The 24,892-nt window shown below is 67.7% G+C and carries 21 protein-coding genes and 4 pseudogenes; 9 read left to right on the plus strand and 16 right to left on the minus strand.

Features of this window, described 5'->3' with window-relative positions:
- Window positions 1-280 precede the first annotated feature (280 nt).
- The 4 genes from ACZ56U_RS36330 to ACZ56U_RS36345 all read right to left on the minus strand — a co-directional run bounded on the left by ACZ56U_RS36330 (window position 281) and on the right by ACZ56U_RS36345 (window position 4,906).
- The gene (locus tag ACZ56U_RS36330) at window positions 281-1,627 is read right to left on the minus strand and encodes an extracellular catalytic domain type 1 short-chain-length polyhydroxyalkanoate depolymerase (RefSeq protein WP_469088203.1); all 1,347 of its coding nucleotides are present in this window, start codon (window positions 1,625-1,627) and stop codon (window positions 281-283) included.
- 399 nt (window positions 1,628-2,026) lie between these two features.
- Window positions 2,027-3,130 carry a ricin-type beta-trefoil lectin domain protein gene (locus ACZ56U_RS36335; protein ID WP_469088204.1) on the minus strand — a complete coding sequence of 368 codons (1,104 nt, stop codon included), beginning with the start codon at window positions 3,128-3,130 and terminating at the stop codon, window positions 2,027-2,029.
- Between the two features lie 293 nt (window positions 3,131-3,423).
- The gene (locus ACZ56U_RS36340; RefSeq protein WP_469088205.1) at window positions 3,424-4,053 is read right to left on the minus strand and encodes a transposase; all 630 of its coding nucleotides are present in this window, start codon (window positions 4,051-4,053) and stop codon (window positions 3,424-3,426) included.
- A complete protein-coding gene (locus tag ACZ56U_RS36345) occupies window positions 4,004-4,906 on the minus strand; it encodes a LysR family transcriptional regulator (protein ID WP_469088206.1) in 903 nt (300 codons plus the stop codon). The genes ACZ56U_RS36340 and ACZ56U_RS36345 overlap by 50 nt, the downstream gene beginning before the upstream one ends.
- A 203-nt stretch (window positions 4,907-5,109) precedes the next feature.
- Here ACZ56U_RS36345 and ACZ56U_RS36350 point away from each other — a divergent pair, with 203 nt between their 5' ends.
- Window positions 5,110-5,406 (plus strand): DUF1330 domain-containing protein, encoded by a 297-nt coding sequence (locus ACZ56U_RS36350; RefSeq protein WP_469088207.1) that lies wholly within the window; start codon window positions 5,110-5,112, stop codon window positions 5,404-5,406.
- A gap of 63 nt (window positions 5,407-5,469) precedes the next feature.
- On the opposite strand, the gene ACZ56U_RS36355 is transcribed toward ACZ56U_RS36350, so the two are convergent.
- The 3 genes and pseudogenes from ACZ56U_RS36355 to ACZ56U_RS36365 form a co-directional block, all read right to left on the minus strand.
- Complete coding sequence (locus tag ACZ56U_RS36355) at window positions 5,470-5,661, minus strand: hypothetical protein (protein WP_469088208.1); 192 nt, start codon at window positions 5,659-5,661, stop codon at window positions 5,470-5,472.
- A 47-nt stretch (window positions 5,662-5,708) separates the two neighbouring features.
- Window positions 5,709-5,957 (minus strand): annotated as a pseudogene (locus tag ACZ56U_RS36360) (virginiamycin B lyase family protein); the annotation flags it as partial.
- A 312-nt stretch (window positions 5,958-6,269) separates the two neighbouring features.
- Entirely contained in the window at window positions 6,270-6,491 is a 222-nt protein-coding gene (locus ACZ56U_RS36365; protein WP_469088209.1) for a hypothetical protein, read from the minus strand.
- Between the two features lie 465 nt (window positions 6,492-6,956).
- On the opposite strand from ACZ56U_RS36365, the gene ACZ56U_RS36370 reads away from it, so the two are divergent.
- On the plus strand, window positions 6,957-9,266 hold the full coding sequence (locus ACZ56U_RS36370) for a molybdopterin-dependent oxidoreductase (protein WP_469088210.1): 2,310 nt from the start codon (window positions 6,957-6,959) through the stop codon (window positions 9,264-9,266).
- A 137-nt stretch (window positions 9,267-9,403) separates the two neighbouring features.
- The gene (locus ACZ56U_RS36375; RefSeq protein WP_469088211.1) at window positions 9,404-9,955 is read left to right on the plus strand and encodes an EF-hand domain-containing protein; all 552 of its coding nucleotides are present in this window, start codon (window positions 9,404-9,406) and stop codon (window positions 9,953-9,955) included.
- Window positions 9,956-10,175: 220 nt separating this feature from the next.
- Here ACZ56U_RS36375 and ACZ56U_RS36380 read toward each other — a convergent pair.
- The 3 genes and pseudogenes from ACZ56U_RS36380 to ACZ56U_RS36390 all read right to left on the minus strand — a co-directional run.
- Window positions 10,176-10,578, minus strand: a pseudogene (locus tag ACZ56U_RS36380) (hypothetical protein); the annotation flags it as partial.
- 241 nt (window positions 10,579-10,819) lie between these two features.
- Window positions 10,820-10,980 (minus strand): annotated as a pseudogene (locus ACZ56U_RS36385) (alpha/beta fold hydrolase); the annotation flags it as partial.
- A gap of 61 nt (window positions 10,981-11,041) precedes the next feature.
- Complete coding sequence (locus tag ACZ56U_RS36390; RefSeq protein ID WP_469088212.1) at window positions 11,042-11,890, minus strand: RNA polymerase sigma factor SigF; 849 nt, start codon at window positions 11,888-11,890, stop codon at window positions 11,042-11,044.
- A 271-nt stretch (window positions 11,891-12,161) separates the two neighbouring features.
- Between ACZ56U_RS36390 and ACZ56U_RS36395 the strand changes: the two genes are divergently transcribed.
- Window positions 12,162-12,431: a hypothetical protein gene (locus ACZ56U_RS36395; protein WP_469088213.1), complete on the plus strand. Its 270-nt coding sequence runs from the start codon at window positions 12,162-12,164 to the stop codon at window positions 12,429-12,431.
- On the opposite strand, the gene ACZ56U_RS36400 is transcribed toward ACZ56U_RS36395, so the two are convergent.
- Complete coding sequence (locus ACZ56U_RS36400; RefSeq protein ID WP_469088214.1) at window positions 12,415-12,819, minus strand: ATP-binding protein; 405 nt, start codon at window positions 12,817-12,819, stop codon at window positions 12,415-12,417. The genes ACZ56U_RS36395 and ACZ56U_RS36400 overlap by 17 nt on opposite strands.
- 266 nt (window positions 12,820-13,085) lie before the next feature.
- Between ACZ56U_RS36400 and ACZ56U_RS36405 the strand changes: the two genes are divergently transcribed.
- From ACZ56U_RS36405 to ACZ56U_RS36420, 4 genes are all read left to right on the plus strand, one after another.
- The gene (locus ACZ56U_RS36405) at window positions 13,086-13,616 is read left to right on the plus strand and encodes a methanogen output domain 1-containing protein (protein ID WP_469088215.1); all 531 of its coding nucleotides are present in this window, start codon (window positions 13,086-13,088) and stop codon (window positions 13,614-13,616) included.
- A complete protein-coding gene (locus ACZ56U_RS36410; protein WP_469088216.1) occupies window positions 13,613-15,193 on the plus strand; it encodes a SpoIIE family protein phosphatase in 1,581 nt (526 codons plus the stop codon). Before ACZ56U_RS36405 ends, ACZ56U_RS36410 begins: the two co-directional genes overlap by 4 nt.
- A gap of 700 nt (window positions 15,194-15,893) precedes the next feature.
- A complete protein-coding gene (locus ACZ56U_RS36415; protein WP_469088217.1) occupies window positions 15,894-17,636 on the plus strand; it encodes an endo-1,4-beta-xylanase in 1,743 nt (580 codons plus the stop codon).
- A gap of 814 nt (window positions 17,637-18,450) precedes the next feature.
- Window positions 18,451-18,750 carry a hypothetical protein gene (locus ACZ56U_RS36420; protein ID WP_469088218.1) on the plus strand — a complete coding sequence of 100 codons (300 nt, stop codon included), beginning with the start codon at window positions 18,451-18,453 and terminating at the stop codon, window positions 18,748-18,750.
- A 164-nt stretch (window positions 18,751-18,914) separates the two neighbouring features.
- On the opposite strand, the gene ACZ56U_RS36425 is transcribed toward ACZ56U_RS36420, so the two are convergent.
- The 3 genes from ACZ56U_RS36425 to ACZ56U_RS36435 form a co-directional block, all read right to left on the minus strand.
- Window positions 18,915-19,763, minus strand: a complete 849-nt coding sequence (locus ACZ56U_RS36425; protein ID WP_469088219.1) for a carboxylesterase family protein — start codon at window positions 19,761-19,763, stop codon at window positions 18,915-18,917.
- 206 nt (window positions 19,764-19,969) lie between these two features.
- On the minus strand, window positions 19,970-20,383 hold the full coding sequence (locus ACZ56U_RS36430) for a hypothetical protein (RefSeq protein WP_469088220.1): 414 nt from the start codon (window positions 20,381-20,383) through the stop codon (window positions 19,970-19,972).
- Window positions 20,384-21,669: 1,286 nt separating this feature from the next.
- Window positions 21,670-21,843, minus strand: coding sequence for a hypothetical protein (locus ACZ56U_RS36435; RefSeq protein ID WP_469088221.1), 174 nt, complete (start codon window positions 21,841-21,843; stop codon window positions 21,670-21,672).
- A gap of 120 nt (window positions 21,844-21,963) precedes the next feature.
- On the opposite strand from ACZ56U_RS36435, the gene ACZ56U_RS36440 reads away from it, so the two are divergent.
- Entirely contained in the window at window positions 21,964-23,529 is a 1,566-nt protein-coding gene (locus ACZ56U_RS36440) for a helix-turn-helix domain-containing protein (protein ID WP_469088222.1), read from the plus strand.
- 108 nt (window positions 23,530-23,637) lie between these two features.
- Here ACZ56U_RS36440 and ACZ56U_RS36445 read toward each other — a convergent pair.
- Both ACZ56U_RS36445 and ACZ56U_RS36450 read right to left on the minus strand, forming a co-directional pair.
- Window positions 23,638-23,935 (minus strand): annotated as a pseudogene (locus ACZ56U_RS36445) (IS1380 family transposase); the annotation flags it as partial.
- A 96-nt stretch (window positions 23,936-24,031) separates the two neighbouring features.
- The gene (locus tag ACZ56U_RS36450; RefSeq protein ID WP_469088223.1) at window positions 24,032-24,625 is read right to left on the minus strand and encodes a DUF6461 domain-containing protein; all 594 of its coding nucleotides are present in this window, start codon (window positions 24,623-24,625) and stop codon (window positions 24,032-24,034) included.
- Between the last annotated feature and the right edge of the window lie 267 nt (window positions 24,626-24,892).

Here is a 24,892-nt window from a genome sequence, read left to right on the forward strand (position 1 = left end):
TCCGTCATGTCCGACGGACACTGGCGCACCCGATCGGGATGATCGACCGTGTTGCCGTACACGTGCGGGAGGCAATCACACGATGGAGCAGCCGAGTTGAAATGGAGACCGGCTCGGACACGTACAACAACGACACCAGGGCCTCCCGGCACTGCTCGGTCAGATTCGCATCCCCGAGCTACCGAGAGGCCCTGTCTTCATGCGCCGTACAGCGGGAAGATCACCCAGGCGGAAAGCCTGTTCGAACCGCACGTTCCATGATCGGTTGAGATACGGCTTCTCAGCCGAGGCGCCACTGCTGGTTGCTGCCGCCGTTGCAGTCCCACAGTTGGACCAGTGCACCGCTGGAAGTGGAGGCACCGGTCACGTCCAGGCACAGGCCCGACTGGACGCCGGTGATGGTGCCGTTGGAGTTGACATTCCACTGCTGGTTGGCGCCGCCGTTGCAGTCCCAGATCACGACTTTGGAACCGGCCGAGGTGCCGGCCGCGTCGAGGCACTTCGCGCCGCCGTAGACGGTGAGCTGCTTGGCCGACGTGCTGGTCCAGGTCTGGTTGGTGCCGCCGTGGCAGTCCCAGATGTGCGTCTGGACGCCGTTGGTCTGCGAAGAGCCGGGCACGTCCAGGCACTTGCCGGAACCGGTGGCGCGGATCGGACCTGTGGTCGTCCCGCCGGAGGTGTCGAGCCCGAAGAAGGTGATGGCCCGGGCCGCCATGCCGCTTTCGGGCAGGGAGTGCCCGACACCCTGGAAGCTGTTCGCCTCGACCGGTGCCTGCGCGCCGGTGGAGCCGTAGCGGGTGCGGGTCCAGTTGGACTGCGGGGAGTCGGTGAAGACCGGGCTCTGGCTCACCCCGAGCACATTGGTCCACTGCTTGATCTCTTCACCGAAGTTCGCGTAGTACAGCGCTTCGTCCTCGGTACCGTGCCACAGCTGCATCCGCGGCCGGGGGCCGGTGTACCCAGGGTAGGCGTTACGGACGAGGTCGCCCCATTCCTGAGGGGTCTTGCTGATCTTGCCGGTGGCGCAGTCGGTGTTCCAGCCGGAGCCGTTGGTGGTGGCGAAGCAGCCGAACGGCACACCCATGAACGCCGCGCCGGCCTTGAACAGGTCGGGGTACGCGCCGAGCATGACATTGGTCGTCATCGCGCCGGACGAGGCACCGGTGACGAAGACCCGGCTGGGGTCGGCGTTCATGTTCTGCAGGGTGTACCGGACCATCTGGGCGATGCTCGTGGGGTCACTGCCCCCGTCATGCTTGAGCGCCTGGGGCGAGGAGACGTCGAAGCACTGCCCGCTGACGTTCGCGTCCGGGTATACGACGATGAACCCGTGCTGGTCGGCCAGGCGGGCGAACTCCGTGTTGGCGTAGAACGTGGGCCCCGTGCCGGTGCAGTAGTGCACCGCCACCACCACCGCCGGGCGTGCCGGAGCGTTGTCGGGCCTGTAGACGTACATCCGCAGATTTCCGGGGTTGCTGCCGAAGTTGGTCACCTCGGTCAGTGACGCGGCCGACGCGGTCGGGGCCGCTGCGCCGGTCAGTACGAGCGCCGCGATCAGTGGCGATATCGCCATCAGCAGGGCTGCCAGTACGCCTTTGACGCTTCTCTTCTTGGACTTCCGGGACATGACGGCGTCCTTTCTGGAACCCGGCGCGGCCGGGGGATGGCCGGGTGGTGAAGCGCTTCGACGCTCCCATTGACCCGGATGTGGTGTCAATGCCTGGTGAGAGGCAAGGTCGCGTTGCCTTCACGCCTCTCGTTCCGCGAGTCCCTTCTCATGAGCTCGAGTCATCGTGTGAAGCGCTTCGACACTCGGTGAGGGACTACTGGTCAGGTGATCCGATGATGATGACCGGGCGGTGGCCCGGTACTTCTCGGTCTGTGGTGAACGGCTTCGGACGTATGCCGACTTCGGGAGGCTCGGTTCTTGACGATCTCGCGGCCGGAGGACGCTCCGGAAAGGGCGAGGGGCCGCGGGTCCAGGGAGACCGGGACCCGGGCGGGGCTCCGGTCCCAGGAGCGGGGGTCATCCGGCGGTCAGAGTGGTCCACTTCTGGTTGGATCCGCCGTTGCAGTCCCACAGCACGAGCTGCGTGCCGTCAGCCGTGGAGGAGCCCGGTACGTCGAGGCAGCGGCCGGAGGCCGGGTTGCGGTAACCGCCGTTGTAGGGCTCCCAGACCTGGTTGGCGCCGCCGTGGCAGGCCCAGAGGTGCACCTTGGTGCCATTGGCGGTGGCCCCGCCGACGGCGTCCAGGCACTTGCCCAGGGAACGCAGGGTGCCGTCGGTGTAGGCGGACCAGTACTGGTTGGCACCGCCGCCGCAGCTCCACGTCTGGACGGCCGTCCCGTCGGCGGTGCCGGCACCGTTGACATCCATGCACTTGCCGGTGATGCCGGACTGCACGCGGGCGGGCGCGGGGGCGGGGTTCTTCAGCCACCCGGCGCTGTCCGCGGCCTGGACGCCGCGATGGAAGGCGTCGGCCATCTTCTGGTAGCCCGAGTCGTTGGGGTGCAGGGGGTCGGCCAGGTCGGCCGTGGTCACGCTGCTCATGTCGACGAACGCGACGTGTTTGCCCGCGGCCTGCGCGTCCCTCACGATCTGCGGGATGGCCTGGTTGTAGGTACCCCGCCACTGCTCCTCCGAGCTGTTGGTGGACACGACCAGGGAAGCGACGAGGACGGTCGCGTCGGGCACGTCGGCGGTGATCTGGTTGACCAACGACTTCAGCTCGGTGATGGCGGCGTTGGCCCCGGACGCCCCTATGAGGTCGTTGGTGCCGATGTGCAGCGTCACCACGTTGGGCCGGTAGCGGGCCAGCGAGGCGTCGGCGAGCGCGGCGATCTCGTTGATGTGGTACCCGGGGTGGCCTTCGTTGTCGGGGTCGGACATCGAGCCGTTCTGCACCGTGCCGACGAAGTCCAGCGGGTGGCCGTCCGCCGCGAGCTCGTTCCACAACGGACCCCGGTAGCCGTTCCCCGTACTGCTTCCCACACCCCACGTGATCGAGTCGCCCAACGGCATGACCCGCAAAGGCGTGTTGGAGGCGGCGGAGGCAGAGGTCACACCTGCCGTCGTCCCGAGCGCGGCGGCGACAAGCGTGATCAGGGGCAATATCCAGGACTTTCTCATGCAGGCATCCTCTTTCTGGGGGCGAGAGTTGACTCAGCGGGGGGCTGATCGCCGCCGACAGGTCGTCCGTCACGCCGTCCGGTCGGCGTCGGCGGCCGCCTGACGTACCGGCAGCACGACATGGCAAGCCGTGCGTTGTGAGTTGACAGAGGGTCGGCCCGAACCCGGTCCCACAAGCGCACCCGTACAGATACCACGATGATCCCGTCGTGGGACATCCCATGGATGTCAGAAATCAGAGGTCGGCCGTCCAGAGGCGAAGTCTGTGAGCTTTCGTCCCACCGCCGCTGCTTTTACCGACTGTTCGCCACTCGCTCCCTCCCGGCATCGCCCGGCGAAACATCCCATCTATGGTTGCTGTTACTCGACCTGCGTGCCCAGGCGACAGGGGAGCCGGTGTGGCCGCCGTCGACCCAGACCAGGGGGATGTCACGGTGCAGGCGGCACAGCCGGGTCAGCAGGCCCACGGCGGCGTCCCGGTCGCCGATGTTCGCGGCGGTGACCGCGACGACCAGGAGCATGCCGAGCGTGTCGGTCACGATGTGCCGTTTGCGGCCTGGCACTTTCTTTCCGCCGTCGTACTTTCCGCCGTCGTAGCCGCGTGAAGCTGTCGGCACCGAAGCCGCGGCCCGCACCGACTGCGCGTCGATGATCCCTGCCACGGGCTCGGCCTCACGGCCCGCGTGTTCACGAACCTTTCCGCGCAGCCGGTCGTGGAACTCGGCGATCAGCCCGTGCTCGCGCCAGCGGCGGAAGAAGGCGTGGACCCGGCCCGCTGCGGGGAAGTCCGCGGGCATCGCCCGCCACGAGACCCCGCCCGCGACCAGATAGCGGATCGCGTCCAGCGGCTGCCATCGCTTGACCGCTTGCGCGTCAGTTCGGCAGCCAGTGCAACTCGTGCGCCAGGGTTTTGGCGACCGCACGGATGCGGCGATGTAGAGGTGACTGCTCGCGTGGGAGGACCAGGTGGATCGTCAGGCTGGGCGCGCCTCGCAGCGGTCGCCAGGTGAGACCGGCTGGTTGTGCCGTGGCTGCGGCTTCTCCGGCCGGGGCGAGGGTGATCCCGTCGCGCAGGTCGCTTTGAGACATGTCGAAAGAGACTGCGGGGGCGCGGAATCGGGGGTGTGGTCGGGTGTCTCGGAGCAGTGCGGACAACTGATCGTGGATCACGGGGTTGGCCGCACGGTCCGGGAGTCGTAGCGGATACGCGGCCGCGTCGGCGATCTCGATCTCGGGGTGTTCGGCCAGCGGATGGTGCTGCGCCAGCTGGACCCCGACGCGCATACGCCGCAGCAGGAACCGGCGCACGCCGCGGCCCGGCTGTTCACCGCGGGTGATACCGGCATCGATGCGGCCGTCGGCGACCGCGGGGGAGATCTCGGGTGTCGCCATCGGGAGCGCGCCGACCTCGAGTCCGCTGTTGCCGCGAATCAGCCTGTCTACCAGGGCCGGTGTCGTCTCGGCCCCGGTGCTGAGGCTGTATCCGATGCGCAGCGTGCCCAGTTCACCGGCCGCCGCGCTGCGGGCTGTGGCCCATGCCCGGTCCAGCGCCGCCAGCGCGGGCGGTGCGGACTCCGCCAAAGCCGCACCGACCGTGGTCAATACGACGTTACGCGTGTTGCGGACCAGCAGGGCCGTGCCGAGTTCCGCCTCCAATCGGCGCATCCGGGCGCTGAGTGCGGGCTGTGCGATACCGATCCGTGCAGCCGCGCGGGTGAAGTTCAACTCCTGCGCCAGCACCAGGAAGTACCGCAGGCTCACCGTATCCGGCGCCACGTGCCCTCCCTGCCGATTGATAACGATCCGTTCTGAGTCTATGCCGTACCGGTCTTTCCCTCGCCCGCATATCTAGCCCTAACCTGCGCATACGGCGATCGGACTGACGGCCGTACCCGTCGCCGGGATCGCTCGATCTGAGTGTCGATTCGAAGAGTGTCGATTCGAAGTCGAACGTGTCCGGCCGAGCACAGGAGGTTTTCATGGCTAAGGGCTACTGGGTCAGTGTCTACCCCGCTATTTCCGACCCTGAGGGGCTGACTGCCTACAGCGAGCTGGCCCGTCCGGCTGTCCGGGCTGGGGGCGGGCGCGTCCTGTCCCTCCTTGGCGGTCGAGTCGTCGCCCACGAGGCCGGAATCACCGAACGCGTCGTTCTGATCGAGTTCGACAGCTTTGAACAGGCCGTCGCGGCATACGAGAGCGAGGCATACCAAAAGGCGCTGGTGGCCCTCCCCGACGGTTTCGAACGCGACTTCCGTATCATCGACGGCATCGACTGACCGGCGGGCCCAGTCATCGCTGAGCATCCGTCACCTGATACGCACACGGCGCGGAACGACGACTCACGAGACGACTTCGAAGCCATGCCCCGCGTCCCAGTTCGTCGTCGACGTCCTCGACGGCCTGATTCCTGTCGGGCGGATCGAACAAACGACGCGGCGCCGGGCCAGCTGGACTGTCTCGCTGACCTCATCGACGAAACCGCTGGTGGTGGCCTTGCTGATCTTGTTGGTGCTGACGTGGGCGAACCGCATCCTGCCGTCGGGGCCGGTGGTGCTCTGGTCCGGGCGCGCGAGCCCGTGGTGGGCACCGGGTACTCGGTGATGGGCCCGGCCGGGGTGATCTTCCCGACCTTGTGGCCGTTGTATTCGGTGAACCACAGATTGCCGTCCGCACATGCGGCAATCCCGACCGGAGTGGAGTTCCCGGCCGGCACGTCGTCCTCCGTGACCACCCTGGCAGGGGTGATCCTCCCGATCTGCACGTCCTGGGGCTGGGTGAACCGGCCGTTGCCGGGCTCTGTGGCGATCCCCTGAGCCCGGCGGGGCACGCTGTACTCGGTGATGGGTCACCACCGCGAATGCCGGGATTCGCGCCCACCCCGCGCCTGTGGCGGAGCGCTCGTTACCTCCTCGGGCGGCCCGGCTATGACCCGGCGGGGCGCAGTTGAGTACCGGCCTTCAGCAGAGCCAGGCCGACCGTGGCAAGGCTGGTTCCTTTCCGTCCGCGATGCCCTGGAGCGAGAGGTGGCCGCGCTCGAACCAGGTGCGCCATTGCCCGATGCGGGTGGCGGTGTACTCAGTGCGGCGAAACCGCGGTGGGCTCCAGGCGAAGCCGCAGTGGGCTCCAGTCGACCGGGCACCTACATCTCCAGCTCCACGCGCGACGTACCCGATTCCACAGCCGCGGCAGTGACCGCGCCCTGGAACACCGCGGCAGTGACCGCGCCCTGGAACACCGCGGCCGCCTCCCGCCACCGCACCCACTGCGCCGCGTACCCCTCGTCGTCGAGCCCAACGAGCTGTGCGCGCTCTTCTTCGGCGGAACGTTCCAGCTTGATCAGTTCGCCGGGGAGGTCTGCCATACCGGACCGGTGATGATGTCCGGGCACCAGCGCACCGGTCCGCTGCCGTCGTCCCGTTGATACCCAGGCCTTTGCAGCCGGTCACCGCATCGGCCGCGGTGAGCGTATGGAAGAGACCCAGACGACGCAACAGCCCGCCCGCGCTCCACACTCGGGCTTGGAACTACCGCAACCACTCCCCGTGTTCCATTCCTGGTCGAAGGCGACCTCCTCCGTCGACCGGCGCTCCGGACCGCGCCACAACGGCCTCCATCCGCGGTCAAGTATTGGTCCGCTGCCGCTCACCTGGGCCAGCATCCCCGCCGGCCGCGGTGGCGCCTGGAAGGCTCATGCCTCTACAGGGGTTGGGCAGCGGGCCGCAGGGGGAGTCTGTGTCCTGCGGCCCGTCAACTGACGTGAAGCCCGCGCGACACAAGTGGCCGCTGTCCGAGAGCCGGGGAACTTCAGAGACGGAGTTGAGGCATCGTGGAACGACGCATGTCGGTCGCGACGCACTGGGGCAGTTTCGTCGCGGTGGTTGACTCCGGTCGGCTGGTGCGAATCGAGCCGAGGGACGATGACCCGGCGCCATCGCCTATCGGACCCGGAATGGTGACAGCCGCCGACGACAGCGCGCGCGTATTGCGCCCCGCGGTACGCAAGGGCTGGCTGAACGGCCTGCCGCGCGCCCACGACACGGCCAGGGGCACGGACGCCTTCGTGGAGGTGAGTTGGGACGACGCGATCACCCTGGTGAGCGAGGAACTGCGCCGAGTGCGTTCACAGCACGGAGACAGCGCCGTGTTCGGCGGCTCCTACGGCTGGGCGAGTGCGGGCGCGTTCCACAACGCACAGGCGCAACTCCAACGGTTCCTGGCGTTAGGCGGCGGATACACCGACTCTCGCAACACGTACAGCACCGCAGCTTTGGAGGTCATTCTCCCCCATGTGATCGGCGGAGCTCCGTGGAGCTACCAGTCCCGGATGCCGATGTGGGACGAGATCGCCGACAACTGTGAGCTTGTGGTGGCGTTCGGAGGGCTGGCCCTCAAGAACAGCCAGATCAACCCCGGCGGACTGGCCAGACACCAGACGCAGGACCTGCAGCGAAAGTGCCGTGCGGCCGGGGTGCGGTTCGTGAACATCAGCCCCATCCGCAGCGACACCGCCGGCTTCCTCGACGCCGAGTGGCTGCCCGTCATCCCCAACACCGACACCGCCGCGATGCTCGGCATGGCACACACCATGCTGGTCAACGGCTGGCACGACGAGGACTTCCTTCGCCGCTGCTGCGTCGGGTTCGACCGCTTCGCCTCCTACGTGACCGGCGAACTCGACGGCGTCGCCAAGGATGCTGCCTGGGCAGCGAGGATCACGGGCATAAGCCGGGACACGATCACTGAACTGGCACGCCGCCTGTCCACGCAACGTTCGCTCATCATGGTCAACTACGCGATCCAACGGGCGGACCACGGCGAGCAGCCGATCTGGATGTCGGTCGTACTGGCTGCCATGGCGGGCTCGATGGGGCGGCCCGGCTGCGGCTGGGGCGCGGGCTACGCGACGATGGACGCGACCGGCGTCGCCCCCGGCCGACCCTCCGTGGCATCAATTCCCAGGGTTCCCAACCCTGTTGCGGATTTCATCCCTGTCGCACGGATCGCCGACACCCTGCTGCATCCGGGCAGGGCCATCGACTACGACGGCCGGCGCCTGACCTTGCCCGAACTCCGCCTGATCTACTGGTGCGGAGGAAACCCGTTCCACCACCACCAAGATCTCCACCGCTTGACCCGCGCCTGGCAGACCCCTGACACGGTGGTGGTTCACGAAGCCTGGTGGAACACCACGGCCAAGTTCGCCGACATCGTCCTTCCCGTCGCCACCAGCCTGGAGCGCGACGACTTCGCCGCCGGATTCTCCGACCCCCACCTCGTCGCGATGCCGAAAGTCCGTGAGCCGGCGGGCGAGTCACGCACCGACCACCACATCTTCACCACCCTGGCCTCCCGGCTCGGATACGAGCGCGAGTTCACCCAGTCACGCTCCGAGATCGAATGGGTCCAGCACCTCTACGAGCAGACGAGGGCCAACCTCGGCGACGACGGGGCCTTGCCGAGCTTCGATGACTTCTGGCGAAACTCCACCGCTGAACTACCAGCGCTCAGAGGCCCGTTCCCCGGCAGCTTCGAGGCACTCCGCGCAGATCCGCAGCGTTTCCCCCTCACGACCCCATCGGGCCGGATCGAGATCTTCTCCGAGGAAATCGACTCGTTCGGCTACGACGACTGCACCGGGCATCCGGCATGGTTCGAACCGATGGAGTGGCTCCGTGCCGGCCTGTCGGACCGATTCCCGCTGCACCTGATCTCGAATCAGCCCGCCTCACGCCTGCACAGCCAGTACGACAACGGCGGCCACAGCCTCAAGTCGAAGATCCGTGGCCGTGAACCCGTGACGATCAATCCGCTGGACGCCGCGTCCCGCGGCATCGAGAACGGCATGATCGTACGCGTCCACAACGACCGCGGCAGCTGCCTGGCGGGCGCAGTCCTGTCGGACGACGTCATGCCAGGCGTCATCCAACTGTCCACCGGAGCATGGTGGGACCCGGCCCAGCCAGGCCAGAGCGGCACCTTGGACCGCCACGGCAATCCGAACACCCTCACGGCCGACCGAGGGTGCTCGCGCCTCTCCCAGGGACCGAGCGCCCACAGCGCGCTCGTCGACGTCGAACTCTACGACGGCCCCCTTCCGGATGTGCTCGCCTACACACCACCACACCTCGAACACTGACACGCAAGTTGCCTGCCTCCTCAGGCAGGCCCTTCCGTGTTCGCCGTCGTCAAGCGCGCAGCGGGCCGCCCCGGCTGCCAGGGGCGCCACCTCCCTCGTTTTGCAATTGCGTAATCAGATGAATACTGTGCGCAGTCGTGACAGCACTACAAGACCTCAAGTACGGCCAGTGGTTCAGGGGCGCCGACGTCGACAGCGACGGGTTCATCACCCAGCAAGACGTCCGCGCGATGAGCGAGCGCTACATCGCCGCCCGAGACACCGCGCCGGACTCCGCGACCGCCCGCCGGCTCATCGAGGGAATGGACGGGTTCTGGACCAATGTGATCGCCCCGATGGACCAGGACGGTGACGGAAAGGTCGATCTGCGGGAGATGACGGAAGGCTTCAGGAACGTCCTGACCGACCCTGCCCTCTATCCACACCAGATCGCGCCGGTCACCGACTGCTTCTTCGACCTTGTCGACCTCAACGCAGACGGCAAGATCGACCAGGCCGAGTTCCAGCAGATGTTCGACTCGGTCGCCGGTGTGCCCGGCGAGGACTGCGCCACGGTCTTCGCCGCTCTGGACAGGGACGGCTCCGGTGGGCTGGACCGCGCTGAATTCCATCAGGCCCTCACCGAGTTCTTCTACGGCAACGACCCGGACGCTCCTGCCAACCACCTCTTCGGCAGGGTCGTCGCCTGACAGCCCAGGAGCCGACCGCCCACACCACTGCTGTGCGGGCGGTCGGCGTCGAAACCCCCGGCCAGGCAGTCCCTAGCGCATCCCCCTCGGTCGGCGGCAGACTCGCCGTTCCCGACCAGCTCCGGCGCGTCCGGGTCGCACAGCGGACGCAGGGCCAGGCGGCCGGAGTCGAGGTAGTGAAGCTGTAGCGGCCGCGCAGGTTCAGGTCGCGTGCTTGAGCGGGGGCAGCCGGGCGATGTCCTCCTCGCGGAGCTCGTGGCCCACCCCCGTACCGGGCCAGCGCCGCCTTGCGGTTCCGTGGGAACGGAGACAGCTTCAGCCGACCGAGCCGATACGCACCGATCCCACCGATCCCATCCACGCGCTCCAGCGCGCGGGCGAACGCGGTGCCCGTCATACGCGTCGGCGCACGGTCCAACCGCTGCAGCTCCGAGAACCGCGAGCCCTCCGACGCCTTCAGCGTCGCCACCAAGCCGCCGGGCAACGCCGGGTCCACCAGCCGCGCGACCCCGCGACCCCGCACCCGCGACCCGCGACCCGCGACCCGCGACCGCAGCGTGCTGCCGCTTTTCCGCAACCTTCCGCCCCTCCGACACCTGAGCACGGCGTACGGGCGCCGTCGGCTGGTCCGATCCCCGGGGCGATGCCGCTGATTTCGCCTGCTCCCCCATCCATCCGGCAAAGACCCGGCGTGATTCCATGCCGGCGAGGTTCAGGACGAGGCGCTGACCGCCGCGGCCTTCGGCACCGTCAAACTCGACTCCGCTACCGGCCAGGTAGCCGTCCACCTGGCGGCGAACCGCATCCGGCCCACCACCGCGTCGCGGTCCAGACCAGCCAGGTCAGCAGCGTGGCGCTGATCCTCGCGATGGTTGCCGCATCCGAGCGGCCCGAGCCGACGCGGTCGAACAGCACCACCCGGTCGTCCCCGGCCAGCCCAGGCAGTGTCAGCCGAAGCCATGAACCAACACCACCGTCCGCCCGTGCGGGTTGCCGGTCACGGTGCCATGGTTCCTGCGGCGCACCCGGGTCGGCCAACGTCCGCCGATGGACTCTGCGGATCTGGCATCGCGTTGCCAGGGGGCCTCAGTGCTGGGTGAGCATGCCTTCACGCAGGCGGCTCAGGGTCCGTGACAGGAGTCGGGAGACGTGCATCTGGGACACGCCCAGGTGTTCGCCGATCTGGGCCTGGGTGAGTTCGTCCACGAACCGCATGTGGATGATCTGCCGGTCCCGCTCATCGAGTTCGGCGAGCAGCGGGGCGAGGGTGTGGAAGTCCTCCACCAGTTCCAGCGCCTGGTCTTCGGCACCGATGAAGTCCTGCAGGGCGCTCTCGCCGTCTTCGCTCCCACCGATCGCGGCGTCCAGGGAGGAGGAGTTGTAGCCGTTGGCGGCCAGACGGGCCTCCCGCACCTCTTCCTCGGACAGGCTCATCAGCTCCGACAGCTCCTGGACCGTGGGCGTACGGCCGAGCCGGCTGCGCAGCTCCTCCGTGGCACGGGCGAGTTCGACGCGGGCCTCCTGCAGCCGACGCGGTACGTGCACGGCCCAGGTGGTGTCGCGGAAGAACCGCTTGATCTCGCCCACGATGTAGGGGATCGCGAACGAGGTGAACTCCACTTCGCGCGTCAGCTCGAAACGGTCGATGGCCTTGATCAGGCCGATCATGCCGACCTGGACGATGTCCTCCATCTCCTCCGCGCCGCGACTGCGGAAACGGCCCGCCGCGTATCGGACCAGGGACATGTTCATCTCGATCAGCGTTCCGCGGGCGTAGCTGTACTCAGGGGTGCCCTCTTCCAGGACCGTCAGCTCTTCGAAGAAGAGCCGGGACAGCTGGCGAGCGTCCTTGGGCGCCACCCGGGAGGGGTCGGCGACCTCCGGCAGCTCGCCCGTTCGTGCGTTCAGTGCCGCCGGAATGCTCATGAGCGCCATGCTGTGCCCTCCCCAAGTTCGAGTCGACCGCTATCGCCTGCAAAACGGCCGACGGCGCACCGCCTACCCCATCCTCCCGTATCCATGCCTGCGCTGTCGCAAGCGGTCCCACCACCTGGTTGTGGTCAGCTGGGGAGGTAGCAGCAGATGGTAGTGGCGCCCGGGCGGTGTGGGCGTGGGCGGGGTCGGCGAGTTGGTGGACGAGTAGGAGTCCACGGCCGCCGGGCTGCGTAGGACTCCGCCGCTCGCTCACCCAGCCCTTCACGACGCTGTGCGCATCACGCAGCCACTCGATCGGGGCAATACCGGGCCGGCAAAGCTCGAGGATGCGGGGAAACTGCGGCGGTGGTCGGTCAAGCACGATCCGCCGCCCCTCGGGGAGACGCTGTGCGATGAGCGCCTGGTCCGTCACACCGGCCGCATCCACGAACCTCACCCGGGACAGGCCCACATGCTGCACCACGGCGCGACGCTCGACCAGCTGATTCAGCGCCTGCTGCCACACGGACCATGGAAGGCCAAGCTCAGGGAGCGAGGCTGAGTTCGGCCCAGACTGTTTTGCCGGGGTGGCGCGGGGTGACGCCCCAGCGGTGCGCGAGCCGTTCGAGGAGCTGCATGCCGAAGCCGCCGGGCTCGGTGTTCTTGGTGTCCCGCATGCGCGGCCAGCGGTCGCTGTTGTCGCTGACCGCGATGCGTAGCAGCCGGCCGTTCCAGGTGAGTCGGATCAAAGGTGAGCCGGCGCCGTGGCGGATGGCGTTGGTGATCAGTTCCGAGACGAGCAGTTCGGCCGTCTCGATCATCCGGTGCTGGCGCAGCGGGCCGCCGAAAGCATCCACGCAGTCGCGGACCCAGTGCCGGGCGGCCGCGATGCTCGCCGTGACAGCGGGGAAACGCGACTCGCAGGATGGGATGGTCGGATCGCCGTTCACGAGATTCCTCCAACCTGGATGGCGTTCCTCCTCAGCTGCCGGCTGGCGCTGCGTACAGCCGATCTCATGTCTGTCGGGTTACCCCTGCCTGCCTGGTGAATCATCTGTGTCCGTCGGGTGACGGGGTGATCCTGTGAAGGGTTGGGCGCCACTGTGGACGGGACTGGTGGTAACGGGCTGGAGCGCGCTGGCAGAATCACCCCGTCACACGACATGAGGTCACACCGGTCGCGCTGCCGCCGGGGGCCGAGGGCGAGGGAGTCGGCATGGGACAGCTATCGGATGTGGCGATTCCACTGGATCGTGATGTGTTCCTGCGGACTTTGGTGCGTGAGTTGGCGACATCGCTGGAGTCGGTGATCGGCTTGGCGGAGGCGTCCGGTTACGTCAGCCTGGTGGGGCAGGCCGTCGGCACACAGATCGACGAGATGTACCTCAAGGCGCTGGGAACCGACCGGCTCACGGGTGAGCAGGTCGCCGAGGCCCTCGTGGACCTCAAGCGCCGCATCAACGGTGATTTCTACGTCATCGAGCACGACGAGACGAAGATCGTGCTGGGCAACCGCGTGTGCCCGTTCGCGGAGAAGGTGGTGGGCCGGGAGTCGATGTGCATGATGACGTCCAACGTCTTCGGAACCATCGCCTCCCGCAACCTGGGCTATGCGCGCGTGGAGCTGGAGGAGACCATCGCGCGCGGCGACGTGGGTTGCAGGGTGGTGGTGCACCTGATCCCCGATGTGGATGTCGACACGGTGAGTAGCCGTGAGTACTTCGGCGACCGGGCTGTGGCTCCATGACCCTTGGCCTCTTCCGGGCCATCACCAGACCGCTGCCCCATCCGGTGCTCCTGTGCGGGGCCGACGGCCGTGTGCTGGCCGCCAACCCGTCGGCCGTCCGCTGCGACGACCGACTGCGGCCGGGTGCCAGCCTGTTCGATCTTCGGCCCGACGACACCCCGTTGCTGCGTCAGCATCTGGCTGTATGGCTGCGCAGCGGAAGTCCCGCGCCCGGCGCGCTGGTCCTCAAGGACGCGGATGGCCGCACGCGACGATTCCGCTGTCACGGGGCCAGGGCCACCTGGTGGGACGGCCCGCAGCCGGCCGCGCAGCTGCACCTCGTCGAGGCCGGGGCGTCCGACCGGTTCGCCGTGCTCAGCCAGCAGGTGGAGGCGCTGAACCGGGAGGTGGCCTTCCGCCGGGCCACCGAAGCGGACAGGGAGCGGCTGCTGGCCGCCGAACAGGCCGCCCGCTCCCGTCTGCAGCACCTGTACGACCTGACCGCCGCCCTGGCCGGCGCGATCACTCTCGCGGAGGTCTCCCGCGCCGTCAGCGAGGTGGCGCCGGCCGTCCTGGGGGCCACCGCGGCGGAGCTCTACCTGCACTCGGCACGGCTGGTACCGCCCCTGCCGCCGGAGGACAACGGTCTTGCGCCCGGCGCGGGAGGTTGGACCGACCTGGACCAGCCCTCTTCCTCCGACGGCCCGCTTCCCGGTGAATCCGCGCATGCGGTCCCCGTCGCGCTGTCCCTCGAGGCGGACGGCGTCCCGCTGGGCATGCTGATCGTCTACGGCTCGGACAGCTCCGTCGCTCCCGAGCACATGACGGCTGTTGCCCAGCAGATCGCGCAGGCCCTGCGCCGGGCCGGCCTCCACGAGCACGAGCATCGCGTCGCCGAACGCCTGCAGCTCAGCCTGCTGCCCCAGCTGCCGCGCCTGCCCGGCCTGGAGACGGCCACCTGCTACGCCCCTGGCAGTGATCTGCTCTCGGTCGGCGGCGACTGGTCCGACGTCTACGACGTGGACGCCGATCACATCGGCCTGAGTATCGGTGACGTCGCCGGCCACGGACTGCACGAAGCGACCGTCATGGCGCAGATCACCGCAGCTCTGCGCAACATCGTGCCGCGTTGCGGCACCGAGCCCACCGCCGTCCTCCACGAACTCAACGCCTTCCTGGGCCGTTACCACCCGAACCACATGGCCACCGCCTGCTACCTGGTCTTCGACCGCCGCACCCACACGCTGACCTACGCACGAGCCGGCCATCCCCCGCCCCTGCTCATCCACGCCGACGGCACCAGCACCTACCTGGATCAGGCGACCTCGCCACCGCTCGGACCCGTCCGGGACGTGTGCTATCGACAGGCCGACATCACCGTGAGCGAGAACGACACCCTGTTGCTGTACACCGACGGGCTGATCGAGCGCCGCCGCGAAGACCTCGCCATCGGCATGCGACGGCTGACCGAATTCGCCCGCACCACCAGCGGCCTGGGCATCGCCGAGCTGTGCGACCGGTTCCTGCACCACCAACCCGAAGCGGCATTCCCCGACGACCGGGCCCTGCTCACCGTCCGCTTCCCCCCACCGTCCTGAGGGCCCGCACTCAGCGACAGCAGGGCGCAAGAGTTGCCGAGGACGGCGTGAGCCCTCACCCTCGACAGGCCAGCGCCTGGCAGAACGGGGACACGCACCTAGGACCTGGTCTGGTCGACGACGGGCATCGACGTCTTCGAGCCCTCGATTCCTTGGCGTACGTTCCGCCGACGAGAAGGCCAGAAGCACGATTCCGGCCTGTATCGGTCATCAACCATGCGCGACCACGTCGCCTACGAGTCCCGGCCTGAGCTGACACGACCGCTCCACGCCGACTTCGACCAAGACGTGACGGCCGTCTTCACAGTCGCGCGCGAGACGGACATCTGCCGCAAGGCCCTGGCCCTGCTTGCCGACGAGCACGGCATCCCCCGGCGCCGCGCCGCGCCACGCAGCGCAGGAAGCTGGAAGAGTGGCTGCACGAGCAGTACGTCGTGCAGGGCCGCACTCTGACGCCATCCTCCCGCAGCCCGCGGTGCGCACCACTCCGGGCGGAGGCGGCTGCACCGGTTCCTCCAGGCCGCGGCCTACCCCACCCTGGCGGCGTTTTGCCGAGCGGCCGACGTCCGTTTCTCCGGAGACGGCTTCTTGGCCAACGTCGCACTCGTCGATGACCGGAGGTACAAGGGCTTGACGCCCGTCCCAGGCGGGTCTGTCAAACGAGCCGTGTAACTTGATCGAACAGGGAGTGGGAGGGACCGTGGACCTTGGTGGGGGGACGTGGCAGCGACTGACCGCCGTGGCGCTCGTCATGGCGGTGGCGGCCGGGTGTACGGGGCAGGGCGAAGGCGCGGGCGGCGGAAACGACGAGGACCTGCTGCGGAACCACGACTGGACGCAGATGCCGGGCACCACCGCGCGGAACGACATCCTGCGGGTCAGCGCATCGGATCGGCACATCGTGGAGCAGGACTCCTCCGGCGGCCAGCCCAATCCCCCGCTGAACCTGGCCGGCCCGCATCTTAGGTCCGATGGCGACTTCACCGTCACCGCGCGCATGTCCGGTGTGGGTGACGATGGCGGCGACTCATGGCTGCGGCTGTACGGACGGGTACCGGTCATCTACGACGAGTGGCGGCAGGAGCGGCCCTCACTCCGCGTCGGCGTGACCTCCGACGGACAAGTGAAGGTACAGATATGGGACGGCCAAGGCGATGAGCCAGCCACCTCCAAGAATTTCGACTGCGGCTGCTCCGGGACGGTGACGCTCGCCGTGTCGAGCATCGGTAACACCTTCCGCGTAGAAGCCGACGGGCGGCGGCTGGGAACCGTGCAGGACCCGGGGGTGTTCGCCGAGGGCACTGTCTGGTTCGGTCTGGAGGCGGACGCGGGCGAAGTCGAGCGCCGCGAGGGATGGCGTCTGACGCGGCTGATCACGCGGGCAGAGAGCGGTGACTCGCTCCGTGTGATCAAGGCGCCGCAGCTACGCCAGAAGCAGTCCGACGACTCGCTGCGTGCGCGGGCCGCAGACGTGGGGCGGCCGTTCGACGTCGGCACCGCCCTGGCCGAGAACCCGCTGCTCACCGACTCACGCTACCGGGCGCTCGCGGGGAGCCAGTTCTCCATGCTCACTCCGGAGAACGCGTTCAAGCCACAGTTCCTCCACCCGCGCCGGGGCGTCTACGACTTCCGCGACGCGGACCTACTCGTACGCTTCGCCCGCGCAAACGACATGAAGGTGCACGCGCACACCCTCGTCTGGCACGAGGCTCTGCCCCACTGGATGCGGGAGAACGACGACCCCGAGGAGGTGCGCCGGACCATGCTCCGGCACATCGCCATGGTCGCCGGGCACTTCAAGGGAAAAGTCGCGGAATGGGATGTGGTCAACGAGCCCATGTCCGACGACGAGAAGAGCTACACCAACGGGGATCTCGGTCTGCGCTCCGAGCAGAGCCCGTGGTTCGAGGCCATGGGCGAGGAGTACATCGACGAGGCGTTCAGGGCCGCCCACCGGGCCGACCCGAAGGCACGGCTGTTCCTCAACGAGTACGGGGTCGAGGAGGAAGGCGAGCGGTGGGACGCCCTTTACGATCTGGTCAAGCGGCTCAAGGAACGCGGCGTACCGATCGACGGCGTGGGTTTCCAGAACCATGAGTACGCACCCGGCGACCGCATCGCCCCGGAGACCTTCCGCAGCCATGTGCGGGATCTGGCGGAGCTCGGGGTTCAGGCGCGGGTGTCGGAGATGGACGTCCCCATAGGTCAGGACGAGGAGGACGGGCGGCAGACCCAGGCTGATGAGATGGCGGGCAAGCTGCGGGTATGCCTGGAGGAGCCGAACTGCACATCGTTCTCCACATGGGGATTCACCGACCGGTACGGTTCCACCGCCGACACCAAGATCTATCCTCCGCGCACGGCCGATTCCCTCCCCTGGGACGCGGCCCTGCGGCCGAAGCTGGCGTACGAGCGCCTGCTCGAGACCTTTGACGAGGCGTGAGGAATCAAGGTGTGATCTCTCGGTTTGGTGCTGATGGCAGGGAGAGTCAAAGAGCGTCTTGTTCTGCCAGGGCCTTTGATAAGGCGGCGAAGTTGAACAGGTCACGGTCGCTCGAGAGGGTGGCACGTGAAATTCAATGCACGTATGGAGAACGCCTTGTGGGGCCGGCTGGTCGCCCCTTCTCGGGCTCAAATCCGGGCATGCAAATCATGGGGAAGGGCCCGCCCGTCACGACGTGCTGCGATCCAGAGCGGTGAGCCCGGCAGGGCCCCTGCCCTGTGCCCGGCCCGACATCGAGCACGCCGTGGAGAAGCCAACTCGGCTGGCACCGCCGCATGGTCCGGATGTTCCTCGTGGCTCTCTGCCGCGCGCGCTGTGTCGGGGCGGCTCCGCGGTGTTGAGGGGCTTCGAGTCGTGAAGACAACCGCCCTCGAACGTCGCGCCGAACTGCTGCGTCTGTACACCGGGCTGCCCTGGCAGTCCGCCCTGCGCCGGATCGAAGCCGCCGCACCCGGCGCGCTACTGATCCCACAGCCGGACGCCGACCAGCTCCTGCTGGAGGCCCGAGTGATGGCCGCACTGGCCTGGCGCCGGATCACCACCGCGCACCCGTGGGGCATCGAGTACGTCGACCCGCGCCCGGATCGCCTCCCGATCCGCTTCGAGGCCGGCCCCAGCGAGCGGCACTACCCGGACGACACCCAGGCCATGGACCTGGCCGGGACGCTGCTGCCGCGCGCCGACGAGCACGGCGACCTGCTGAAGGGTGCCCGGGGCCCGTGCTCACGTCGAGGGCGGGAACGTGGTGCTGCGCGTGCTGGACACGTCCGCCTCCATCGCCCTGTCGGGTCTGGACCCCGAGGAGTGGCTGCGCGCGGTCGACGTCACAGACCAGCGGTTGCGCCCCTGCGGCATGACGCCCTGTCATCGCCAGGCGCCGGACCGGTGGCACCCGGCCGAGTGTCCCTCCCGGCGGCAAGGCCGCCGGGGCGCTGCGACCTCGGCCTGGCTGCCCAGCGGACTGCTCGGCCGGATCGGCCTGATCCGCGCCCTTCGGCAGGTGCCTCTCGCGACCGGGTCACCTGCCAGCGGTCCCCACCCTCACGGCCGGTGACGACGGCCAGGACGGAAGACGAGGCACGTCCGCAGGCCAGGGACATGCCCGACCCCTTGGCGCCGCCTCATCCCGTGGCGGATGGTCTCGATGAGGTGCTCGGGAGGGGTGAAGGCGCTATTGGACAGCCGGCCGCGCGCCCGGCGCCGATCACCACGGAGTCCTCATGTCCGTGACGCCCAGAATCGGCAGTGGTGACCGGTGGCCAGATCGGTCTGGGAAATCCCGTCGCGCGCGGAGTCCAGCGACTGGGTGGCGGGGAACCTCGACCAGCGGGGCAGTCCCGCCCTGTTCGGATCGCCCTGAGCGGCGAACGCGGCCCAATACATGATCATCGATTCGGACAGGTTCCGCTGCGCGAGGTCGAGCGGCACGGACGTGCCCTTGATGTCGAAGAGCAAGGGAAGCTCCGAGCCGTGAAAGGCCCCGGGCGGGTAGCCCTTGGGGAAAATGCCAAGGAAATCCGGGACGTTCGGCTCGGCGAACTCGAAACTAAAGACGGGCACGTGCCGGGCCAGAAGCCGGTCGGCGGCAAGGGTCGGGCACACCCATCCGACGTCGGTGCCGACCGCGGCCCAGGCCAGCGCGGCCGGGGAACCCGACTGGCTGGAGTACGCCCGGGACGGATACCGAGCGTAGACGCGACGGGCCATGCGTTCCCCGAAGGACGTCGCCAGCAGAGCCCGGTAGCGGGCGTCATCGATGGGCTTCTCCGCCTCGAAAAGGCTCCCGAACAGCCGGTGTTCGTCCCGGGTGTTGCCCTGCATCACCGGTACCCGATGGAAGGCGCCGGTCCGCAGTGCCTTGACCGGGTCGGTGGGCAGTGTCCGGGTCCCGAACGCCGGCGTGACGAACTGGCCGTTCAACGCCAGGAGCTTCCCGGTGTCCGTCCGGCGCAGACATGCCGGTTCGTGCGGTCCCGCGCAGCCCAGCCCCGCCGCCACCGCGGCGCCCCGAGACTCCACGGTCGTTCGGGGCGCCCAATAGGAGATGGCGTCGAGGCCGGGGGCCATCACGTTCTCGGGCCAGCTCTGCAGGCAGGATCCACTCTCGTCCCGTCGCGACTCCGCGCACCGGACCCAGATCGGTGCGCACCACCGGGTCTGCCCCGCCCGTCGTAACCGAAGCGCCGGCCGCCGGGACGCTCAGGGAGATCGTCATCAGGGCCGTCATGACCCCTACCGGCCTGGCCGTCCGCCGCCTTCGCCCCATGCCCGGCTCAGCCATCTCCCGACACCAGCCAACTCTTCAGCAGGCGGGTCCACTTGCGGTTGGCGGTGGTCTCCAGGAACGTCTTGTGATCCACCATCAGGTAGATCTCGCCGGCCGTGACCGTCTCCACGATGAGCGGCCTGCCCGAGTTCAGCAGCCCGCCGACGAACCGGCCGTACAGACCGGTGTACTCGTTGGCCACCGATCTCACCTCCTCCGGCCGCAGCACGAGATCGGACCCACCATGCCAGCCGCCGATCACTAGGCGGTCGGGATGGAGTTCCAGCCGTCCGGCCCGCGAGAACAGCACCCGCTGGTCCACCCCCGCGGCGATCCGGTGCCCTCGCTTGCGCCCGGCGAGTTCCTCGGCCGGAGAACCGACGTACGAGCCCGCCGCAAGGGGAACCTTCGAATCGCTCATGAGCCCAGGGTCCCGCCATGCCCAGTACGCCAACAGCTACCAAAAGTAGGCAAGTCGATCGACTTTGGTCGGATACAGCTCTTACCTAGGGCCAGGGGAAAGACAGTGTCGGCGAGGCTATCGGTCCAAGGGTAAATTTCCCTGCATCACCTCTTCCGCATGCACATGAGCACCCCTGAGCCCACGGTAGATATCGCGCCGATGACCGCCACCCAGACAGCCGGCTCGATACCTGCGAGCATGCCGATGACTCCAATGAGTACGAGAGCGACCGAACCGGCCAACGTGATCCACAGTCCGATCGAGGCCACGGCAGGTCCCATTTTCGTCACTGAGACCCAGCAGTCCCTCTTCATCCCGGCCTGCGTCCATATCATCTCCTCTCAGGACAGGGAGTCCTGCATTACGTCTGCGATTACACGGCTCACCGTGTGCCTGCCGATGGCACAGCCTGCGGTAGTCAGTGGAACGGCCCGGCCCGATTCCGACCAAGTCCTCGCCACCGAATGCCCCGTCGACAATGGCCCCAAGACTCAGGAGTCCGTTGGAATCGCTGCGGTTCACGGGGTCCGGCCGCGCCGTACAGGTAGGGATTGGTCTCCTGCGGCCGCTGTAGCGGTAAGGCTGCGGAACTGCCTCGGTGGTGGTGCCGCGAGGGAGGCCGGTGGGCCGTAGGCGTAGGTGTGGGTGAACGCTTGAGGACCTGCACGTCCTCGCCCAGCCGGCGGTTCTCCCGCCACAGCGCGACCAGGTCCTCGCGCGCACTGCCGGTCAGCCCGTCGCGCTCGCCCGCGTCGACCTGCCGAGTTACCGGCGCAGATCGCGGCGACGTACGCGCTCGGGTCGGCGCCAGGGGCGACGACGTCGTGGTGCGCGCTCACGACGTGCACCCTGGGCCTCAGGGTGGCTGCGGTGCTGATGTTGATCGCGGTGACAACCCGCGCCGGCGTCGCCGCGGCAGCGGCATCGATGTGCTCGTCGCAAGTGATCAGACCGGTGATCCCGACCTCAAGGCGCCGGCAAGGGCTACAGCCCGAGTGCTCCCTTGAGGCGGCCGCACCGGGGGAAGGCCAGCAGCTCATCGAGGCCGGTGTCGCGGAAGCGGCGGACTTGCGGTCCAGGTGCAGTCGCCGAGCGATCTCAGAGATGGCCTGCCCCTGTGCGAGCAGCCGCAGCAGACCCTGCCTGCACAAGGGGCAGCGTACCCAGATCGCCCTCCTCGACGCCCCTACGTAGGACAGCAGTTGGACTGATGAGAGGAAACCTAGAGCGGCAGATTCGTCGAATCACCGGGCGATGATGCCGACCACACAGGTGGCAAGCAAGGTCATGCCAGCCATGGCGACCGTGAGCGGGACGGCGAGACGCGGGCGCGTATGGACGAGGTAGAACAACGCCCCACCCAGCAACACGGCGAGCAGCAGGAGCAGGAGGACGATCAGCGCGGTAGTGGTGGTCATGGGGCCCCTCAGTCGGTCCAGTAGCAGGTGACCGATCATGGAAGACGGACGAGTGTTTCGGCACGCGCACACTGTTGCGACTTCACGCAACAACACGATGGGGTCGACGGAGGAGAACGGATGTCGCAGGGGGAACTGGTTCCGAGCGGGCCGCGCACGATGGTCTTCCAGAAGGACGTCGACAGAGCCAAGGTCGGACCAGAGCGCTTCGAACTTGCCCTCGTTCTGCGCGACTTGGCTCAGCGCCTGGGGGTGTCACTGAACCGCTACGCGTCCCGCGTCTCCTGGGATCGCTCCACCCTTTCCCGATTCTTCAGCGGAGCTTTGGTACCTCCCGCCGAATTCGTCGAACAGCTCCTCGACAACGGCGACCGGGCGACGGGTACCGAGTTGACGCCGGCCGCCAGGGACTTGGTACGAAGACTGCACCGGAGCGCCCTGCGCGCCACAAGTCCAGCGAGTGGAGCCCTGCAAGACCTGCGGGACGAACTGGCGCGGGCCGACCGGGAGAACCGCCACTTCCAGCATGAAGCCCGACTCCTGCGTGAGTTGGTCCGCCGCGCGCAGGAGCAGCTCGACGAGCAACAGTTCCAGCTACGGCAGCTGGAGGACGCAGGTGCCGCCGATCGCCTGGCACACCGCATCGAACTCGAGCAGCAACGTGAGGGCTTCGAGTCCATGCGCGCCGAGCGGGACGCCCTGCGGGAGTCGCTCACTCGGTATGAGGCGGAGCTGAAGGAAGCCAAGCGCCGCGCACACGAAGCCGAGTTGCGGTGTGCCTTTCTGGAGCGGCAACTGGAGGTTGCCGAGACCCGAGCCGAGGAGGATGAGGACGAGGCTCAGGCAAACGCAACCCGCGCCGTGGCGCCCAGGAGCATCCGCGCAGCGAGTCCGGCCAGGCAGGCCACAACCGATGACAGCGTCAGTTTCCACCTCGGCTTCGACGCGCTGGGCGCCCGGCTGTGGCGGGTTCTTGACGAGCAGGTGCCCGTGCCGCTAGCTGAGGAGGAACTGTGCAAGATGGTTCCGCGGCCCGGAATCTTCCAGCTGGTCCGCAAGGTGCCGTACCTGGCGGCAGAACCCGTGTACGTGGGCAAGTCTGACCAGATCCTGCCGAACCGGCTCGCCGCCCTCCGACGGAAGATCACGGGCCGCAAGGGGATCCTCCCGGAGGAGATGTACTTCACCTACATGTACATCGAAGACGACATGTCCGCTGTCGCCCCGGAACGGCTCGTCATCAGATACCTGAAAGAGGAGCACGGCGCTCAGCTCCCTTGGAACCTCAACGGATTCGGCAACAACGACGCGGGCCGTCTGCGGGACCAAAGCGAACTCAGCCCCCAGCATTTCGACATGGTCCACCCCATCGACCTGGACTGGGCCCTCCGCGACGACGGAGTGCGTCGAACATGGTCGCCGAAGGAATTCGCCGATTTCATCAAGGCAGGGCTCCCCTACAGATTCCGGCACAGGCTGGAATCCGAGCACTTGGAACCGGCCCCACTGGTGGTCCCGGAAGGTCCGTTGTCCGCGGACACGGCGTTCCGGCTCCTGGCACGGACGCTCGGCGACGCGTGGCAGATCAGCGCACTCAAGGGACACGCACTCCTGTACAAGGAGCACACCAGCTACCCCAACGCCATCCGCTATTACCGCGGCAAAAGCGTCCAGAACGCCTACTGACCGTTTCAGAATGAGCTGGAGGGAGTGTAAATCTAACCTCGATCATTCTTGAGGGTCCACAGACGGAGTCGGTGGACCCTTTTGCTCTCCGGAGCTGATGGTGGGTAGGCGGGCGGCCCGGATCCGGTCCTCGGCCCGTGCCCGGAGCCGGTGACGCAGCTCGAGGTCGGCGATCGGCTGGCTGGTGGCGTTGCTCGCGAAGCACGTGATCCGCATGCCGCATGCGTCCGTGATCCTCAACTGGGCGCCGGGATAGGGCCGTTCTTTGCGGCGTTGAGCTGCATGCCCTGGGCCAGCCGTCCAGGAGCTTGCCGGTGAGCTCGGCGACCCAGGCCCCCGTTACAGGCCTCACCGTCAGCCTCGACGTTCGGGTCCAGGACGAGGCGGGGATCTTCAGCACGTGTTCGTCGTAGGGGTAGATGCCTTCGGCCTTCAACTGCCGCACGACCTCTGCCGCCATCGGAGTTCGGTCGCTTGGTGAGCCATGATCCGAGGTTGTCACTCAGATACGGAAGGCCGGCAGGCGCTGGTTCACGACTTCGTCGCGGGGGAGGAACAGACCGAATCGGGTCTCAAGGAGCGCCAGGGTGCGGCGGTCGCGGTCGAGGTAGGACTCGCCGTCCGGTCGTGCGTACTCGCCGTCCGGGTGCAGCACATCAGCCGCTATCAGCTCCGGCAGCAGCAGGTCCGGCTGCTCACCCCATCGCCAGACTTCTTCGCCGAGTCCAAAACTACAAACGTCTGCACCGTCTCTGGCATAGGAGAACATCGCCGGCGGATGGTCCGGGGAAGGATCCAGGTGGATGGCTTCCACGCCGTTCCGAGAGATCTCCACCAGCCTGTCGCCCCCATCGCCCATCCCGTATTCAATGGCAAAGGACCAGCCACCGCAGGCACCGACCCGCACAACATCATCGTCGTCAGCCGCAAGGTCCAGAACCATGTTCCATGCCTCTGTTTCCGTGATCGGGGACACGACGGATCCCGGCGTGCCACCCATCCGCACGCCCAGCTCCTCCGGCTCGATGCCGCGCGCGAAGACCACACCGTGCTGCCAGTCGTCCTGATCCACTAGCCACTGAATGCCGCCACTCATGGCGCCTCCCCTTTCATGGGCACAGACCAACCCTTCATCCGCACCCACCGAAGTGATCACCCTAGTCGGCCGTACCGACAGGGGGCCGCGTACGTGGATTGACGGCCTGGCCCCACCAGGGCGATCAACCTTCGCTGTCACGAAAGGACCAGTCACCGGCCTCCGATGGCACGCGCTCAAGGTTTGCTGGCACAGGACAACGGCATCAGTCGTAGCCTGTGGATCGGCGGCGCTGCCCAGTCGCCGATGGCATCCAGGCCTCCGATC

The sequence above is a fragment of the Streptomyces sp. NPDC034103 genome (assembly GCF_055575395.1).

Coding starts and splice junctions, on each gene's coding strand:
- ACZ56U_RS36355 (WP_469088208.1), bottom strand. CDS start 5,661: ATGCGGTTCGCCCACGTCAGCACCAACAAGATCAGCAAGGCCACCACC.
- ACZ56U_RS36405 (WP_469088215.1), top strand. CDS start 13,086: ATGGGACAGCTATCGGATGTGGCGATTCCACTGGATCGTGATGTGTTC.
- ACZ56U_RS36410 (WP_469088216.1), top strand. CDS start 13,613: ATGACCCTTGGCCTCTTCCGGGCCATCACCAGACCGCTGCCCCATCCG.
- ACZ56U_RS36365 (WP_469088209.1), bottom strand. CDS start 6,491: ATGGCAGACCTCCCCGGCGAACTGATCAAGCTGGAACGTTCCGCCGAA.
- ACZ56U_RS36440 (WP_469088222.1), top strand. CDS start 21,964: ATGTCGCAGGGGGAACTGGTTCCGAGCGGGCCGCGCACGATGGTCTTC.
- ACZ56U_RS36330 (WP_469088203.1), bottom strand. CDS start 1,627: ATGTCCCGGAAGTCCAAGAAGAGAAGCGTCAAAGGCGTACTGGCAGCC.
- ACZ56U_RS36335 (WP_469088204.1), bottom strand. CDS start 3,130: ATGAGAAAGTCCTGGATATTGCCCCTGATCACGCTTGTCGCCGCCGCG.
- ACZ56U_RS36425 (WP_469088219.1), bottom strand. CDS start 19,763: ATGGCCCCCGGCCTCGACGCCATCTCCTATTGGGCGCCCCGAACGACC.
- ACZ56U_RS36450 (WP_469088223.1), bottom strand. CDS start 24,625: ATGAGTGGCGGCATTCAGTGGCTAGTGGATCAGGACGACTGGCAGCAC.
- ACZ56U_RS36390 (WP_469088212.1), bottom strand. CDS start 11,890: ATGGCGCTCATGAGCATTCCGGCGGCACTGAACGCACGAACGGGCGAG.
- ACZ56U_RS36430 (WP_469088220.1), bottom strand. CDS start 20,383: ATGAGCGATTCGAAGGTTCCCCTTGCGGCGGGCTCGTACGTCGGTTCT.
- ACZ56U_RS36435 (WP_469088221.1), bottom strand. CDS start 21,843: ATGACCACCACTACCGCGCTGATCGTCCTCCTGCTCCTGCTGCTCGCC.
- ACZ56U_RS36350 (WP_469088207.1), top strand. CDS start 5,110: ATGGCTAAGGGCTACTGGGTCAGTGTCTACCCCGCTATTTCCGACCCT.